At 66.7% G+C, this 15,822-nt stretch carries 15 protein-coding genes, 1 tRNA gene and 1 other RNA gene; 9 read left to right on the top strand and 8 right to left on the bottom strand.

What is annotated here, in order from left to right; all coding sequences use genetic code 11:
* The first annotated feature begins 484 nt into the window (after positions 1-484).
* Together VEY12_09060 and VEY12_09055 are read left to right on the top strand one after the other, a co-directional pair.
* Entirely contained in the window at positions 485-772 is a 288-nt protein-coding gene (locus tag VEY12_09060; protein HYM40271.1) for an Lrp/AsnC ligand binding domain-containing protein, read from the top strand.
* 184 nt (positions 773-956) lie between these two features.
* The gene (locus tag VEY12_09055) at positions 957-1,187 is read left to right on the top strand and encodes an Lrp/AsnC ligand binding domain-containing protein (GenBank protein ID HYM40270.1); all 231 of its coding nucleotides are present in this window, start codon (positions 957-959) and stop codon (positions 1,185-1,187) included.
* 42 nt (positions 1,188-1,229) lie between these two features.
* Here the strand turns inward: VEY12_09055 and VEY12_09050 are convergent, their stop codons facing one another.
* The 5 genes from VEY12_09050 to VEY12_09030 all read right to left on the bottom strand — a co-directional run bounded on the left by VEY12_09050 (position 1,230) and on the right by VEY12_09030 (position 3,006).
* Positions 1,230-1,457: a HypC/HybG/HupF family hydrogenase formation chaperone gene (locus VEY12_09050; protein ID HYM40269.1), complete on the bottom strand. Its 228-nt coding sequence runs from the start codon at positions 1,455-1,457 to the stop codon at positions 1,230-1,232.
* Between the two features lie 102 nt (positions 1,458-1,559).
* A tRNA-Val gene (locus VEY12_09045) sits at positions 1,560-1,632 on the bottom strand.
* Positions 1,633-1,679: 47 nt separating this feature from the next.
* Positions 1,680-2,036 carry a roadblock/LC7 domain-containing protein gene (locus VEY12_09040; protein HYM40268.1) on the bottom strand — a complete coding sequence of 119 codons (357 nt, stop codon included), beginning with the start codon at positions 2,034-2,036 and terminating at the stop codon, positions 1,680-1,682.
* Positions 2,033-2,440: a V4R domain-containing protein gene (locus VEY12_09035; protein ID HYM40267.1), complete on the bottom strand. Its 408-nt coding sequence runs from the start codon at positions 2,438-2,440 to the stop codon at positions 2,033-2,035. The genes VEY12_09040 and VEY12_09035 overlap by 4 nt, the downstream gene beginning before the upstream one ends.
* 44 nt (positions 2,441-2,484) lie before the next feature.
* A complete protein-coding gene (locus VEY12_09030) occupies positions 2,485-3,006 on the bottom strand; it encodes a CBS domain-containing protein (GenBank protein HYM40266.1) in 522 nt (173 codons plus the stop codon).
* A 129-nt stretch (positions 3,007-3,135) separates the two neighbouring features.
* On the opposite strand from VEY12_09030, the gene VEY12_09025 reads away from it, so the two are divergent.
* A complete protein-coding gene (locus VEY12_09025; protein ID HYM40265.1) occupies positions 3,136-3,747 on the top strand; it encodes a TIGR00296 family protein in 612 nt (203 codons plus the stop codon).
* A gap of 4 nt (positions 3,748-3,751) precedes the next feature.
* A complete protein-coding gene (pyrC, locus tag VEY12_09020) occupies positions 3,752-5,005 on the top strand; it encodes a dihydroorotase (protein ID HYM40264.1) in 1,254 nt (417 codons plus the stop codon).
* Positions 5,006-5,017: 12 nt separating this feature from the next.
* Here the strand turns inward: pyrC and VEY12_09015 are convergent, their stop codons facing one another.
* Positions 5,018-6,814, bottom strand: coding sequence for a ribosome biogenesis/translation initiation ATPase RLI (locus VEY12_09015; GenBank protein ID HYM40263.1), 1,797 nt, complete (start codon positions 6,812-6,814; stop codon positions 5,018-5,020).
* A 132-nt stretch (positions 6,815-6,946) separates the two neighbouring features.
* Between VEY12_09015 and VEY12_09010 the strand changes: the two genes are divergently transcribed.
* The 3 genes from VEY12_09010 (at position 6,947) to ffs (ending at position 7,963) form a co-directional block, all read left to right on the top strand.
* Entirely contained in the window at positions 6,947-7,321 is a 375-nt protein-coding gene (locus VEY12_09010) for a nascent polypeptide-associated complex protein (GenBank protein HYM40262.1), read from the top strand.
* Positions 7,318-7,629, top strand: coding sequence for a hypothetical protein (locus VEY12_09005; GenBank protein ID HYM40261.1), 312 nt, complete (start codon positions 7,318-7,320; stop codon positions 7,627-7,629). The genes VEY12_09010 and VEY12_09005 overlap by 4 nt, the downstream gene beginning before the upstream one ends.
* A 21-nt stretch (positions 7,630-7,650) precedes the next feature.
* Positions 7,651-7,963, top strand: an RNA gene (gene ffs / locus VEY12_09000) — signal recognition particle sRNA.
* A gap of 7 nt (positions 7,964-7,970) precedes the next feature.
* Here ffs and VEY12_08995 read toward each other — a convergent pair.
* On the bottom strand, positions 7,971-8,555 hold the full coding sequence (locus VEY12_08995; GenBank protein ID HYM40260.1) for a hypothetical protein: 585 nt from the start codon (positions 8,553-8,555) through the stop codon (positions 7,971-7,973).
* 232 nt (positions 8,556-8,787) lie between these two features.
* On the opposite strand from VEY12_08995, the gene VEY12_08990 reads away from it, so the two are divergent.
* Positions 8,788-9,513, top strand: a complete 726-nt coding sequence (locus VEY12_08990; protein ID HYM40259.1) for an ATPase domain-containing protein — start codon at positions 8,788-8,790, stop codon at positions 9,511-9,513.
* 148 nt (positions 9,514-9,661) lie between these two features.
* On the top strand, positions 9,662-14,899 hold the full coding sequence (locus tag VEY12_08985) for a S8 family serine peptidase (protein ID HYM40258.1): 5,238 nt from the start codon (positions 9,662-9,664) through the stop codon (positions 14,897-14,899).
* A gap of 4 nt (positions 14,900-14,903) precedes the next feature.
* On the opposite strand, the gene VEY12_08980 is transcribed toward VEY12_08985, so the two are convergent.
* Positions 14,904-15,308, bottom strand: a complete 405-nt coding sequence (locus VEY12_08980) for a formylmethanofuran dehydrogenase subunit E family protein (GenBank protein ID HYM40257.1) — start codon at positions 15,306-15,308, stop codon at positions 14,904-14,906.
* Positions 15,309-15,822: the final 514 nt, after the last annotated feature.

Below are 15,822 nucleotides of genomic sequence, written 5' to 3'. Positions count from 1 at the left end.
CCCTGCAATTCCGAGCCGACGCGAAGGCTCCTGAATCGGCCCTTCGCCCGGGCATGTGGAGTGCTGACAATTCACAGGGATAATCAGCATTATCTATACATTCTGGACCCTGGAAAATATAATAATTACTACGGCCGCAAGAATATACACGTGGCTCGAAGATGGACTCTGAAATGCACGATTATGGTCATCTGGGCTCCATTGATATCTTCAATCCACGAATGTGGCGCCCATAGGGCAATGAACGTGATTTCAGCGGTTACATGGAGAAAACCCCGTGAAATGCGATCACGTAGGGCCCAAGAATCGGCCAAGTTGAGTCGCTTGCAGGGGGTTGAATCAATCTGCCAAGCTCCGGAAAATATTCAGTATATTTCCTCGGTCCTCATCTTACGTGAATATATTCGAAATACCCATCGCCACCGAGGACCATTGAGAGTCGGCATCGAGGCAAACCGAGCGAATCCGTCCCAAGGCGGTCTCCATGTGGGGTGTCGTGCTCCTCAACGTGTCGGCGGGCAAAGAACCGGAGTTCTTCAGCAACCTTGGTTCCATCCAGCAGGTTCGGCACGTCTTCTACCTCTTCGATGACTATGAGTACCTCGTGGAGGTCGAAGCCGATTCTCCCCAGGAGATGGCAAAGGTGATGACGAACCACATCCGTCATCTCCCCGGCGTGGAGCGCACCGCGACATTCATCGAAGGACCGAAGGGCACGGAATCACCCGTCCTCCGCCCCGAAGCGCGCGAAGAAGGCGTGCCCCTCTGGTGAGGACGCAGAGCTCGTCCGCAATGCGACCATGCGCCTGCAAATCCGCAGACGGGACGATCTGCGACTCTCGAGGAATGCGATCGCCCTCGCTCCCGAACGGGGAGTGGTGCGCCCCACGGTCTGTACTTTCAGAAGCATCATCACGTCTTTGTAGCCCTTCGCCGGTCTCGAGCGGGGGCCGCGGATGCGAGCGTTCGTGCTGGTCAAGATCGCCACGGGCAAGGAACGGGAGGCGATCGACGCTTTCCAGGGCATCCCGGGGCTCGAGGAAATCAATTTCCTCTTCGGGGACTACGATTACATTCTGACCCTTCAGGCCCCGGACACGGTCAGCATGGCGAGGGTCATCCGGAACCGGATCCGAAAGAGCCCGGGCACACTCCAGACAATCACGATGATTGAAGCGCCGATGTGAGCGAGGCGGGCGCGAAGGATTCGGGCGCGGCCCCACCAGGGTTCAACGGACGATGGACGCAGCCCGCTCGACCTGTTCGAGCAGGGCCAGCGTCTCCTCGGCGTCCTCTTGGGAGAGCACCTGGACGATCAGACCGGCATAGGTGACGACGTAATCACCCGGGGAGACCGAGACCGCGCTGGCGTCCGCGACGACCTCCCTGCCCCGTAAGTCTAGGACTGCCTCCTTGCCCCGGACGGAAACGACCCGCGCTGGAATCCCCAAGCACATGACGTGTCCCGACCTCCACGAGCGGTCGGGTCTAGGTTAAACCTGTCGTGCGAACAATATGGACGGCTCGAGCCGGGGGTCGGACGGGCGGTCGCCGCGCAGTGGGCCCGGTCGGAATCGAACCGACGACCTCGACTTTGTAAGAGTCGCGTCATGACCACTAGACCACGGGCCCGCGGCACGCCCATCGGGACGGCGGCCTTAATCCTTGGCACGGCGGGGTCAGCCGAGGTCCTTTTCCACGGCCTGGCGGAAGCGCGAAATCACCGTGGACAGGCTCTCGGGAGAGTGCTCGGGCGATACGACGAGGACGAGCATCGCCCGGCGGCCGATTTCTTCGATGAGGATCGTGGAGTCCCGGGACTCCAGGGTGACCCGGTGCGGCGCGGCGTGGCGCAACTCCGTGGATGCGGTCATGCCCGCGCCCAGGATCGCGGCGCACATGATCGAGAAGGTCTCCGGCGAGACGCCGTCGGGCAGGGATGCCGCAACGATGCCCCCATCCCGGTTAATCACGGCGACGGCCTCGGCCTGGCTCACCTCGCGCAGGGCGCGGACCATCTCCTCCAGGGCCGTCACGCGCCTCCCTCCCGCTCGAACACGCACTCTTTCGCGCCCGTGCTCACGCACTCGACCTCGTTCAGGCGGACGCGCTGCTTCGTCTTCGCTTCGAGGACCTTGGAGAGGATCCCGCGGATCCGGTGGCAGGTCTCCATGTCGGATCCGGGCGAGACCTCGATGGAGCCTTGTACGCGCGCCCCGGCGGCCGTGAAGAGGACGTCCTCGGCCCAGCCCCGGTCCAGGATCATCTGCCGCGCCGCCACCAAGGGGTCCGCGTTCGGCGAGAGGGACTTCACCATCTCGTCGGCCAAGACCATGCCCTCGCGGAAGAAGAGGCCGTGGCACGCGTACGACATCACACTCTCGTAGAGCTTCCGCACGGAGTCGAGCTCTTCCTGAGAAATCTTGACGAGCCGGGCCACCGCGGCGGAAAGCCGGAGGACGGTCTATAAACCTTCGGTGGCGATTATCCGCTCATGCACTCCGGGCACACGAGCAAGCCTCGGTCCCACACGAGGTGGGTCGAGTACACGCCGCAGGCGTCGCAGTGGCCCTCGACGCCCTTCGCGAATTGGGATTCCAGACCGGCCCGGTCCCACTCCCTCGTGACCTCGATGAGCTGCGGCCACACGCGGATCACGTCGTTCTCCGTAAGCATGCCCACGAGCTTCCCTTCCTTGATCACGGGGAGCCGCCGGATTCGCCGGGCGGCCATGATCTTCGCGGCCTCCGCGACTTCCTGGTGAGGATGGACCGCGATGAGGGGCGAGGACATGACCTCGCGGACGCTCGTCGCGTTGGCGGGCTTCATCTCCGCGGCGACCTTCGTGACGATGTCGCGCTCCGTGATGATCCCCGCGGGCCTCCCGTTCTCGAGGACGATGAGGCTCCCGATCTCCTTGTCCCGCATCGCGGTGGCCGCCTCCGCGACCGTCGCGTCCACGGGGATCGTCAGGGGACTCGCACTCATGATCTCCTCGACGGGCACACGGGCCTTCACTGCATCGCCATCCGACTTACAGGTCGAGGCCGATAAAAGGTTTGCGCAGCGCCTCCATGGCTTGCACGAAGGCGTCGTGCGACAACGTTAAGGGACGCACTCCGCATTTCCGAGGACATGCGGTACACGGACTCGGAGGGCGTCCTCGCGGTCCAGATCGCCCGGGAGGCGCTCGAGGCGTTTGTCCAGGGCCATGCGATGCGATCCTTCGTGGTCCCCAAGAGGTTCGAGGAGCGGGCGGGCGCCTTCGTCACGCTGAGCCGGTACGGCGTGGAGGATCCGTACGAGAAGCTGCGCGGGTGCATCGGCTATCCGGAGCCGTTCTTCCCGCTCCTCAAGGCGGTCGTCAAGAGCGCGGAGGGGGCCGCGGAAGATCCGCGGTTCCCGCCGCTTCGGGCGGAGGAGCTTCCCCAAGTGATCGTCGAGGTCAGCCTCCTCACGCCGCCTTTGCCCATTGAGGTGAAGAAGCAGCGGGACCTCCCGAAGCAGATCCGTCTCGGTGAGGACGGCATCGTGGTCGCCCAAGGCGCCTACCGAGGCCTCTTCCTGCCCCAGGTGGCCTCGGAGCACCACATGGACGCGGAGACATTCCTCTCCGAGTGCTGCATGAAGGCGGGACTTCTGCCGGACGCCTGGCTCGACGACGCCACCCGCGTGAAGAAATTCCAGACCGAGATCTTCGAGGAAGTCGAGCCCCGCGGAGCCATCGTGCGCCAGAAACCGAGCTGAGGCCATGCGGGTCATCCGGGGGCGCGTGTACTACCGCGGCCGAGTCGAACCCTTGGACTTGGGCGTAGACGACGCGGGCACGATTGTCGCCATTCGGAAATCCCTCGGGAGCCGCACCGTCGAGGACCACGGAGACGCCCTGATCCTCCCGGGTTGCGTCGACATGCATGTCCACTTCCGCGACCCCGGCCTCACGGAGAAGGACGACTTCCCGAGCGGCACGCGGTCTGCCGCGATCGGAGGGGTGACGACGGTCATCGACATGCCGAACACGCGACCGCCGGTGACCACCGCGGATGCGCTCCGGGCCAAGTGGGCTCGGCTACGCGTTCGCGCGGCCGTCGACTACGGGCTTTTCGCGGCGCCTCGAGACGGTGCAGGGGTGGCCGCACTCGATGCCGCAACCGCGTTCAAGGTCTACATGGCGGAGAGCACGGGCAACCTGCAAATCGCTGGAGACAACCTCGGTGCGGTTGTTCGCTCTGCGGGAGAGGCGCGCCGACTCGTGGTCGCGCATGCGGAGGACGCAAAGCGGTTTCGGCCGGGCGAGGCCGCCACGCTATCCGGTCACTCGCAGGCTCGGCCGAAGGAATCGGAGGTCAGCGCGATTCAAACGCTGGCGGAGATCCGAGGCGAGGCGACGGTCCACATCGCGCACCTCACCTGCGTCGAGGCGCTCGACGCCGTCCCTGAGGGCGTGACCACTGAGGTGACGCCCCACCACCTGCTCCTCGACTCCTCGCGACCGCTCAAGGCTTTCGGAAAGGTGAACCCTCCCCTCCGGTCGCCCGAAGACCGCAAGACCCTCTGGGATGCGTTCGCCGGCGGCCGCATCGAGGTCGTCGCGAGCGACCATGCCCCGCATACCCGAGACGAGAAGGAGGAGCCGTTCGACGAGGCTCCGGCCGGCCTGCCCGGCGTCGCCACGGCCCTCCCGCTCCTCCTGCGGCAGGTGCGCTCGGAGGCACTCTCCCTGGAGCGGCTCGTGGATACGATGGCGACGCGGCCCGCGGAGATCCTCGGGATCCCGAAGGGGCGCATCGAGGTCGGCCGGGACGCGGATCTCATCGTGGTCGACGCTCGCACGGTGACCCGGATCACGGCCCGACGCGTGCGGTACAAGTGCGGCTGGACCCCCTTTGAGGGGATGGAGGGCGTCTTCCCTCGCACGGTCTACCTCCGCGGCGAGCGGATCGTTGAGGACGGCGAGCCCATCGCGGAGGAGGACGGGAGGCCTGTCGCGCGGAACGAACCGTGATCCGGGGAGTGCCTACGCGGCGTTCGCGGCTTCCTCGACGGCGTAGTAGTACTCGCCCGACGACTTCTGCTCCCGATCCAGGCGGGAGTCGAGCTTGTTGATCCGCGGGCGGTTCGTGTCCGCGTCCCGCCGGAACGTAACCCCGACCATCTTCAGGAAGCGGTTCATCCCCTCCCGCATCGGGAACGGCCCTTCGCCGACCCCGGTGCGTCCGGGTTCGCCCGAGAAGACCATGATGCTGTCGGAGACCATGTCGATGAAGTAGACGTCGTGGTCGACGATCAGGCCCGTCCGCGCCTCGCGCTCCATGATCCGGCGGATCGTCTTCGCGGCCTCCATGCGCTGGTTGGAGTCGAGGTACGCGGACGGCTCGTCGATCAGGTAGATGTCCGCGTCCCGACCGAGGCAGAGGGCGATCGCGACGCGCTGCAGCTCCCCGCCGGAGAGGGTCGAGACGTCCCGTTCGAGCATCCCTCTGACCTTGAGGGGCTCGAGGATCTCCGTTTCGAAATATCCGGACTCCGTCTTCTTCCCGATCGCGTTCAAGAAGAGCTCGCGCACGGTCCCCTCGTAGGCGGACTCCAGGTATTGGGGCTTGTAGGAGACCTGCCACTTGCCTTGGACCGCCCCCGTCGTCGGTGTCTCCTCGCCGGCCAGCATCTTCACGAACGTCGTCTTGCCGGTCGCGTTCGGGCCGACCACTCCGACGACCTCGCCCTTCCGAAGCTTGCCCGGTCGGACCGTGAGCTCGAAGTTGTCGTAGCGCTTCGTGAGGCCGTCGAAGGAGACCAGGGTCTCCGCCTTCCAGTCGCCGCGAGGCGGCCGGGACTCAAAGCGGATCTCCCGGTCGCGGAAGCGGATGTTCTCTTCCTTCATGTAGCCGCCCAGGTACACGTTGATTGCAGTGCGGACGGGCCGCGGCTCCGCGATGATCCCGTAGGCGCCCTCGGACCCGTACATGAGGTAGACGGTCTCCGCGAGGAAGTCGAGCACCGCGAGGTCATGCTCGACCACGACAACGTACTTCTCCTTCGCGAGCCCCTGGATGACCTTGGCGACCTGGAGCCGCTGGTAGATGTCCAGGTAGGAGGAGGGCTCGTCGAAGAAGTAGACGTCCGCGTCCTTGAGCATGGTGGCGGCGATCGCCACGCGCTGGAGTTCGCCGCCGGACAGCTGCCCGATGTCCCGGTCGATGAAGCTCGGCAAGCCGAGGGGTTCCATCAAGGAGCCGAGCCGATCGCCCGTGTCGATCTTGGTGAGCAGATTGCGCACCCTGCCGCTGTAGACCTTGTTCAAGCGGTCCACGTACTGCGGCTTGATCGCCGCCCTGAGCTGGCCGGTCGAGATTTTCTCGAGGTAGTCGTGGAGCTCGGTCCCCTTGAAGTACTCCAGGACTTCCTCCCAGTGGGGCTTCTTCCGCCGGTAGTGCCCCAGGTTGGGCGCGGTCTCGCCGCTCAGAATGCCTACCGTGGTCGTCTTGCCGATCCCGTTGGGCCCGAGCAGACCGATCACGGACCCCTTCTTGGGTACCGGCAATCGGAACAGACGGAAGGCGTTCTTGCCGTACTGGTGGACCAGATCCTCCTTGAGCTCCTCGGGTAGCCCAATAATACGAATCGCGTCAAATGGACACTTCTTTGTACATATCCCACAGGCTATGCATGTCTCTTCGCTAATCTCTGCCTTCCCGGTTTCCTGACTGATCCAGATGACCTCCGTCCCCGTCCGCTGGGGCGGGCAGAACGTGATGCACTCGAGATGACAGCGCTTGGGCTGGCAGCGGTCTTTGAACACGACGGCGACGCGCACTGTCGTTGCAAAGCGACCGGAGATATTTAAAATGGGAGCCGAGCGGGCAGCATCGAGCACGCCATCGGGTTTCTGGGAGCGTTAGCGCAGAACCTTTATCCTAGACCCGCTCATGCCAACGGTGGTGACCCCATGCTTCCCGGCGGTCGAGTGAATCCCAGGCAGATGCGTCAGGCGATGAAGCGCATGGGCATCGAGCAGGAAGAGCTTGCCGGCGTCGAGGAGGTCGTGATCCGCACCGCGGACAAGGAGTACGTGATTCGCGGCGCCGCGGTCACCGCGATCACCGCGCAGGGCCAGAAGATTTGGCAGGTGATCGGCGAGCCCATCGTCCGGGACCGCGCGGACGTGAAGAAGGCCGAGGTCCCTGCGGCCTCGACGATCTCCGAGGAGGACGTCGCCCTCGTGGCGGAGAAGGCGGGCGTGTCCGAGGACGAGGCGCGCAAGGCCCTTGAGGAATGCGGCGGCGAGCCCGCGGAAGCCATCATCCGACTGATGAGCCGATGAACCGCGATCGCATCCGGAGCCTCCTCGGCATCTGGATGCCCATGGTCCTCGGCCTCTGGATCATCGCCACCGCGCTGATCTTCTACTTCACCGCGAACCTGACCCCAAGCGGACCCTTCGGACAGGACCTCGAGTCCTGGCGGCTCGTCTGCTCCGCGGGCGTGTTCTTCCTCGGCGGTCTCCTGCTCTTGTCCACGCTGGGGCGGTATCAGAAGGCCCGAGCGATGGCCCTCGAGACCGCCGCACAAGGAGCCGCACCGGCAGGTCCTCCTCAGGGCGACGAGAAACGTCCGAGAATCGTTAAATAGGATGGCTCGGTTGGGCGTTCCCGCTAGGCTTGACCGGGAGGCCGGGCGTCTCCTTTTAGACCCAAATCGTCCTCATGGGGCGGTGACAGTCGGGGGCGGCGCTCCCAGTCTGGCGCCGGTCCGGATGCCAACGTTGAGGCTCTGTCCCGCGGGGCTGGAGGCGGTAGGGAACGCAGCTGGAGAGTTGCGTCCCTTATCCTGACCGTGGGGAACGGGTCAGGCACGGAAGTGAGCAGCCTAACCGCGGACTACCAACGCTCGCGGGGTCGCAGGACCGAGGAGGCATTCGGATTCCCCGGCGTCGGAGCTGAGCGTCCACCCCGATGGCCTAGCTCCCCGGCTCAGTGCTCCATGAGTTTCATCTGCTTCGTGTCCAGCACGAGGGGCGTGAGTCCGAACCGCTCCACGATGATGTCGCACAGGATTGCGTCCCGCACGTCGTTCCGCCGCTCCTCGACGCGGTACGCGGGCTCGTTCGTGGGAATCTGGAGCCCGAGTTTGGCGAGGGCGCGCCGTGCCTCCTCGCGCTCGTCCTTCGCGACGGCGGACACGTCGACGGCCCCCGTGAAGCCGCACTCCCGAAGCTCGCGGAGGAAGATGGGACGCCGGAAGAGCCGCTGGAGGGCGGCGACGGCCAGGCGCGCTTGGGCGGGCTCATCGGCAGCCGCCTCGCGGCATTTCTCGCCCACGCTCTCGTAGAGGTTCGCGTCCCGGTGCGCGGAGGCCGTGTACACCTTCGCCGGAGGGATCTGCTTCTCCCGGAGAACGCCGACATCGGCCAGGGCCTTGAGATAGCCCGTCACGAACAGGCGGTGAAAGCTGTACCCGTCCGACTCGAGCTGCTTCGTGAGGGCGCTGATGGAGCGCTCCTGGTCCCGGATGTAGGAGACGACGAGGTCCTTCAGGTTCCGCTCCGGTACAAACAAGAAGAACCGTTCCCCCGCGGCCCTGGTAACAGACCGGATAACAAATAAACGTTTCACCGCGGCTTCCAGAGGAAAACCTGCTAACAGACCGAGTTCAAGAAACCTCATATCCCCAAGGGATGTGCCCACGCTGTCATCCTGACGATTACTCCCCCTTATTTTTCCAGAGCACAGGCACCGGCGGCTATCGCTCCTGATAACTGTCTCGGAACGGCTATACTCCGTCCTTGAGATGGAACGCTCCGCGATGGGCGAGGAAGACCGCATCCGCACCTTCATCCACGGTTTTGATGAGAAGCTCGGCGGCGGGATTCCCCCGGGCAGCGTGGTCCTCCTGGCCGGCGAACCTGGGACCATGAAGTCCACGATCGCCTTCAACCTGCTCTACCAGAACGCGCTCCGGGAGGGCCGCACGGGCACCTACATCTCCCTGGAGCAAGGTCGCGAGAGCCTGACGCGGCATCTCAACAGCATGAGCCTCAGCCCCAGCGACGTGGAGAACAAGGTGAGCATCGTCGACCTCGGGATGATCCGTCGCAACCTGGACGGCATGGGCCAGAAGGCCTGGATCGACATCTTCAAGATGTACGCGTCGAACCTCAAGCGCTCCCTGAACTACGACCTACTCGTCGTCGACTCCCTGCCCGTCCTCGAGGTCATGTCCCACTTCGAGCACCCCCGAGAGGACCTGTTCCAGCTCTTCGAGTGGCTCCGGGATCTCAAGGCCACCACGATCCTCATCTGCGAGATGAAGGCCGGGAGCGAGGATTTTGGCAAGAACGGCGAGGAGTTCCTGAGCGACGGGATCATCCACCTGAAGATGGAGCGCGTGGACGACGCGAACATCCAGCGTCGCATCCGCTGCGTGAAGATGCGAGGGACGAACCACTCGCCGAACTACTACACGCTGATCTTCCAGAACGGGATTCTCCAAGCCACGCGCATCCTTGCTGAGTGACGCGGACCTCGGCGACATGGAGGAGTTCGGGCCAAAAGCCTCAAGTGGCGTGGCCCACATCCGCCTTTCCCGGACCCGAAGCTTCGTCCCGCACCCGGGCCCTCCGAGGAGGAACGTCCGCACGGCCGTACGTTGGTTGCGCATCGCGGTGGCCCTCCTCCTCGCGCTGGCCCTCCTCGTCCAGCTCCCGTCCTTCCTGCCGCCTCGCAGCACGACGGTGCGCGCTCCGTCGTCGACGGACCCGGTCACCTTCCGCACGGACGCATCGGCCCAAGAGATCGCCGCGGCCGGCGCAGCGCTCCTGGAGGACTACGGTGCGTTCTCCGTGGGGCGCGGACCGGCATCGGCCCTCGGCATCCTGAACACGTCGGGGTACTATGCGGCGGCGCTCCCCGGAGCGCCGTTCCTCCACCTGGTGAACGGCGACGTCGACGTGCGGACGCTGACCGCCGCGGCCCCCAGCCTCTGGCCGGCGGACGGGAGCGGCGAGGCCGTGGGGCTCGTCCACTTCTACGCACCGATCAAGGAGGCGTGGACCAACGCGCTGGAAGCCCGCGGCATCCACGTCCTTCAGTACATGCCGACGGACGCCCTGATCGTCCGCGGCCCGTCGTCGGCGCTCTCGGGTCTGGATTCCCTGCACTACGTGGATTGGACCGGGCCCTACGCCTCCTCTTGGAAGGTGCCGCTCACCTTGGCCTCCGCGGGCGGCGTCCGGGACTTGCGCATCGTCGTGTGGCCGGGAGAGCCCGTGAATGCGGTGATCGCTTGGCTGGCCCGACAGGGCGTACCCGCCCGCGCCGCGGACCCGTCTGCGGCGGGGATCGCGGGCGCGTTCGGGCAGGGAGACTTCCAATGGGTCCGCGCCCGCGTGGACGCCTCCTTGGTCCCCGCGATCGCCTCCCTCCCCGAGGTCCAGTACATCGACCCGGTCCTGCCCGTCCGGACCCTGAACTATGCGACGGACTGGGTGCTCCAGACCAACCTGACGGGCAGCTACCGGTACTGGAACGCGAACCTGAACGGGAGCGGGCAGGTGATCGGAATCGCGGACACAGGGATCGATTACGACAACTCCCAGTTCCGCCAGAGTCCGACCCAGATTGTCTCCGGGGACCTGTACAACGTGACGGATTCGACCCGCCGCAAGGTCGTGCGGTACCTGGACATGGGCGTGCAAACGGGCCAGCTCACGTGGCCCGGCGGTGGCGGACCGTGGGACCCGTACTCCATGATGGATTGCGCGTACGACGGCGCCGCCGATGGGCATGGCACCGCAGTGGCGTCGACCCTCGCGGGGAACGCGTACGGGATCTCGTCGGACCTGAACAACGGGAACGCACTGGCCGCCCAGATCTACTTCGAGGACGTCGGAGGACTCGCGCCGGGGAGCACGTGCTCGAACGGCGGTGAGACCCTGATCTACGTGCCCCAGGACTACGCGGACCTGTTCGGGCCGCCTGGGCTCGGGTACAACGATCCGCTCGCGCCCGTGCGGATTCAGAGCAGCAGCTGGGGCTCCGCGGGCGGCGCGTACGATGTGGGAGCGCGTCAGGTGGACGCCTTCGTCTGGGACCACCCGGACTTCCTGATGTTCTTCGCCGCGGGCAACTCGGGGCCCACGGCCTCGTCCATCGACACGCCGGGCATCGCGAAGAACGTCGTCACGGTGGGCGGCGCGTGCAACCCGGACGGCGCGTACACCCAGTGCGCAAGCCTCACGAACGCGGGAACCCAGAACGACCTCGCCTCGTTCGGCAGCCGGGGCCCGACGCAGGATGGGCGGCTCAAGCCGGACCTCGTCGCCACCGCGGACGGGTTCTCCGCGACCTCCGACGGGAACGCCTTCGACTGCCCCAACTCGGCGACGTGCTCCATGCCGCTGGACCATGGGTGGGCCGGGACGAGCTACGCCACACCCGCGGCCGCCGCGGCGGCGGCGATCCTCCGTCAATACTTCACCCAGGGTTGGTACCCCTCGCGATCCCCCGTGCCCGCGGACGCGATCGACCCGAGCGCGGCCCTCTTGCGGGCGATGCTCCTCGCCTCCGGCCAGCAGCTCACGGGGACGGGGACGAGCGCGGGCACCTGGCCGAACAACCAGCAGGGCTTCGGCCGCATCCTCCTCTCCAAGATCCTCCCGCTGCCCGGAGACGCCTTCGACACGGAGGTCGTGGACAACGCCGCGGGCCTGGTCACGGGGCAGGCGATGACGTACACGTTCCACGTCCTCCTGGGCGCATCGACCGCCCGCTTCGTCCTGGCGTGGACGGACTACCCCGGCACCCTGGGCGCCTCCAAGGCCCTCGTGAACGGCCTGGACCTCCAGGTGACCGCCCCGAACGGGACCGTGTTCCGAGGGAACAACTTCGGGCCCTCCTCGATCGGGCAATCCCTTCCCGGCGGAACGTTCGATACGACGAACACGGAGGAGGCCGTCCTCCTCAAGTCCCCCGCGGCGGGGGACTGGACGGTCACCGTGATCGGCGCGAACGTGCCCGTCGGGCCACAGCGGTTCGCCCTCGTGGCTACGGGCGGCCTGGACCGGAACTACGGCCGGTTGACCCTGGACAAGGCCACGTACAGCGAGGCAGACACGATGCGCATCCGCGTGGACGACGCGGACGCCACGGCGGTAACCGCGCACGTGACCTCGACCCTCGAGCCCGCCGGGGAGACCGTGACCCTCACCCAACCCGCCTCCGGAGCACCGTGGACCGGCAGCATCCCGACGGCGTTCGGGCAGCCCGCGCCGGACGGCATCCTCGAAGTGCGGGACGGGGACACGATCACGGTCACGTACACGGACGCTTCACCGGCCCACACCGCCGTGGCCACGGCGACCGTCCGTGCCACGTCGCCCGCCATCTCCGGCGTCGTGGCGGATTCCATCGAGGCGACCTCGGCGGAAATTCGCTGGAGTACCGATCTCCCCGGAGACTCCACGGTCGCGTACGGGACCACCGCGGCATCCCTGACGGCCAACGTGAGCGAGCCCCTGCTGCGGACGTCCCATGCGCTCGTCCTCCAGGGGCTCCAACCGGACACGCTCTACTATTACGAAGTCCTCTCCAGGGACGACCTCGGCCACCTGACGCGGGACACGAACGGCGGGCGGCTCTACACGTTCCGCACGCCTCCGTGGGGCGACCTCCTCCTCGTGATCGGGGACGCGAGCTTCCCGACCGAGCGGGAGGCATCGTACGCGGCGGCCCTGGATGCGTCGGGGTGGACCTGGTCCACGTGGCACGTGGCGGACTCGGGGCTGCCGCCCCTCTCCGTTCTCCAGGGGCGCAAGGCGGTCATCTGGCAGGTCGGCCTCGAGGAGTACCCGACGTTCAACACGACGGCCCAGGGCCTCGTCAAGGCGTACCTGGATGGGGGCGGTCGCCTCCTGATCTTCTCCCACGACACCTCGTGGTCCCTGGGGAGTGCGGCGTCGCCATGGTACAGCGCGGCCAACGCGGCCTGGCTCGGTGGCGTCCTGAAGGCGAGCTTCGTGTGCGATCCCACGACGATCAACCAGGTGGTCGGCGTGGCCGGCGACCCGGTGAGCGGCCCGTACGCGGCGGGGGTCCCCTACACGCCGCATCGGACGGGCGGCGCCGACGACGAGATCGCGGCATCCGGTGCTGCGGGCGCGGCGACCATCGCCTGGCGGGACAGCGGCGTCTCGGGGTGTGCCGGGAATGCAGCCATCGGTCTGCGCTGGGTGGCCCCCGCGAACAACGGCACGACGGGCATCGGAGCCTGGGGCGGGATGCCGTCCCGCCTCGAGTATTTCGCCTTCGAACTCACGAGCGTGGACACGAACGCGACGGACCTGCGACCGACCAGCCCGACCCGCGCGGAGATCCTGGACAACGCCGTGCGCTGGCTCGTGGGTGTGTCGGCCACGTCGCTGGACCGAGCTCCTCCGACGGTGTCCCTCGTCGCGCCCTCCGGGGGCACGCATACGGGCGCGACGATCGCGATCAACTGGACCGCGTCGGCGAGCGGCCCGGGGATCGGCCTCGCCTCGTTCACCGTTGCGGAGAGTCCCGACGACGGCCAGACGTGGACCGCGCTCCCGGCCGCGCCCGGCACCGCACGGAGCGCAGCCTGGAACCTCTCCGGCGTCCAGAACGGGGACGCGTACCTGATCCGCATCCTCGCGTTCGACAACGGAACCCCAAGCCTCACGGGGGAATCCGTGAGCAACCGGACGTTCGGAATCAACCGCACGGGCGGCAGCACCCTCGGCCCCGTCGTCCGGGCAGGGAGTGTGCGGAGCCGCCCTGACCCGCCCGGGGCCGCGGCTCTCGCCTGGGTCAACGCCACCGCGGACGACACCCGGTCCGGGGACGGTGCGATCGCCGCCGCGGAGCTGTTCTGGTCCGCGACGGCGCCCACCGCGCCCAATGGGACGGGCGCCCCGCTCGCAGCCACGGACGGGGGCTTCGACGAACCTGTGGAGAACCTCACGTTCACCGGCGGATTCGCGGTCCCGCCCGGGAGCACGTGCGTCTGGGTCCATGCCCAGAACGTCGCAGGCGTCTGGGGCCCGTTCAACCGCACGTGCCTTACGGTCCTGAACGTGGGCCCGGACACGCTCCCGCCGGCGTCCGCGGTGCTGGCGGCCCTGGCCACCGTAAACGCGGCGGCGGACCTCCAGATTACCTGGCGGCGAGCGTGGGATGACAGCCTGTATGGCGGCACGGTCTTGTATCGGGTTTGGCGCGCCGCGAACCCCTCCGGTCCGTACACGCAGCCGGCCGGGAACGTGACCGCCACGGGCGCCCTGACGTACTCCTTCGTCGACCCCGGACGCGGGGCGTCGGATCCCGCTGACGCATTCTACCGCATCGAGACCGTGGACGCGGCGGGGAACACGGGCCTCAGCCCGGCCATCGCCGCCAAGGTCTGGACGCCCGTGGTCTCCGGGCTCAACATCCTGGGCATGCCCGTGACCCTGGGAACCACCTCCGTGGCCGCACTCGCAGGAAGTGTGGGCTGGTCCGAGGCATGGACATACGACGCGTGCTCGAGCGGCTTCGGATGGACGCGGGCGACACCCGCGGGCGGCGCGACGCTACCCTTGGCCGCCGGACGCGGCTTCTGGTTCAAGGCGACCGGGCCCGGGAATCTGCTTGTCCTAGGCGTTGCCCAAGCGGAGGTGCGCCTCCATCTCTGCGCGGGCTGGAACCTGATCGCGCTCCCCGGCTTCCGGGGGAACGGGACCGTCGGCTCGCTCCGAGCGGCCACCGGGGCCAACCTGGTCGAGGGGTTCGATCCCAACGATGCCTACCACCTGAAGATCCTGGGAGACACGACGCCGATCGTGGCGGGGGTCGGCTACTGGATCCGCCTCCCGTCCGCGGCGGATTGGGCCGTCGCCGGGTGGTAGGCCGTCAGCCTTCCCTGACGTCGAAGAGCTCGGCCTCGGGCGCTTCGTAGTAGTGCACGGACCGCTCGATCTCCCGGTCGTGGGACATCTCGCCTTGGATGAGCCGATTCAGCCCGGGTTTCAATGAAATCGTGATCCGACGGCCCTCCTTCTCGAACGTGACGCCGGGTTCCTGCGCCGCCTCGATCGCGATGTTGCCCTTGCCCATCGTGCAGGCACTCGCGAACTGGACGCCGTCGACCACGCACATCATCGGCGGCTTGGGTACCGTCCGCACGGTGGCCTGGAGGCCCTTGTAGCCTCCCAAGGTCCGCTGGCCGATCGCCCCCATCCGCAGGCCCAGGGTGACGTAGATCCCCAGATGGCCGTGGAATCGCTGGAGGGCCGCGAGCTCGTCCGGGAGGTCCATCGGGGACGACGAAGGGTTCGCGACACAAGAAGGTTCGCTCCTCCGGGGACAAAACCACTTTCGCCCATCCCCCCGCCTCGCCTTTTAGCGCCCACCCGCCATCGTAATCCGATGGTGCTTGCAGACCATGCGGGACCGCTCCTCGGACACAGTGCGCAAGGAGAGCACCTCGCCGGCCGCCGCATCGCGCTGCCCCGAGTGCGGTGCTCTCCTCCTCCACATGAACGGCTGCGTCCTCTGCGGAGACTGCGGATACTCGCCCTGCGACTGAGGCGGACCGAAATCCACGCTATGACTCCAGCGGAAATCCCTGGCCTCGACCTCCATCTCTATGGAGGACCGTGGTTCTGCACTGGACAGGAAACGATGGGGTCGGAGGTTAAGTAGAACCATGGCAAGTGCGGACGCGCCATCCGAGCCCGCGGGGGTCCGGGCCCGGCGACCGGGGGAGGAACGTACGCTCGTCGAGTTTCCACAGGAGGAGCTCATTGCGAAGTGCGAGGAGTTATTCGAG

This window comes from Thermoplasmata archaeon (assembly GCA_035632695.1).
Taxonomy (GTDB): domain Archaea; phylum Thermoplasmatota; class Thermoplasmata; order RBG-16-68-12; family RBG-16-68-12; genus RBG-16-68-12.
This window is presented reverse-complemented; position numbering and strand designations above follow the sequence as displayed.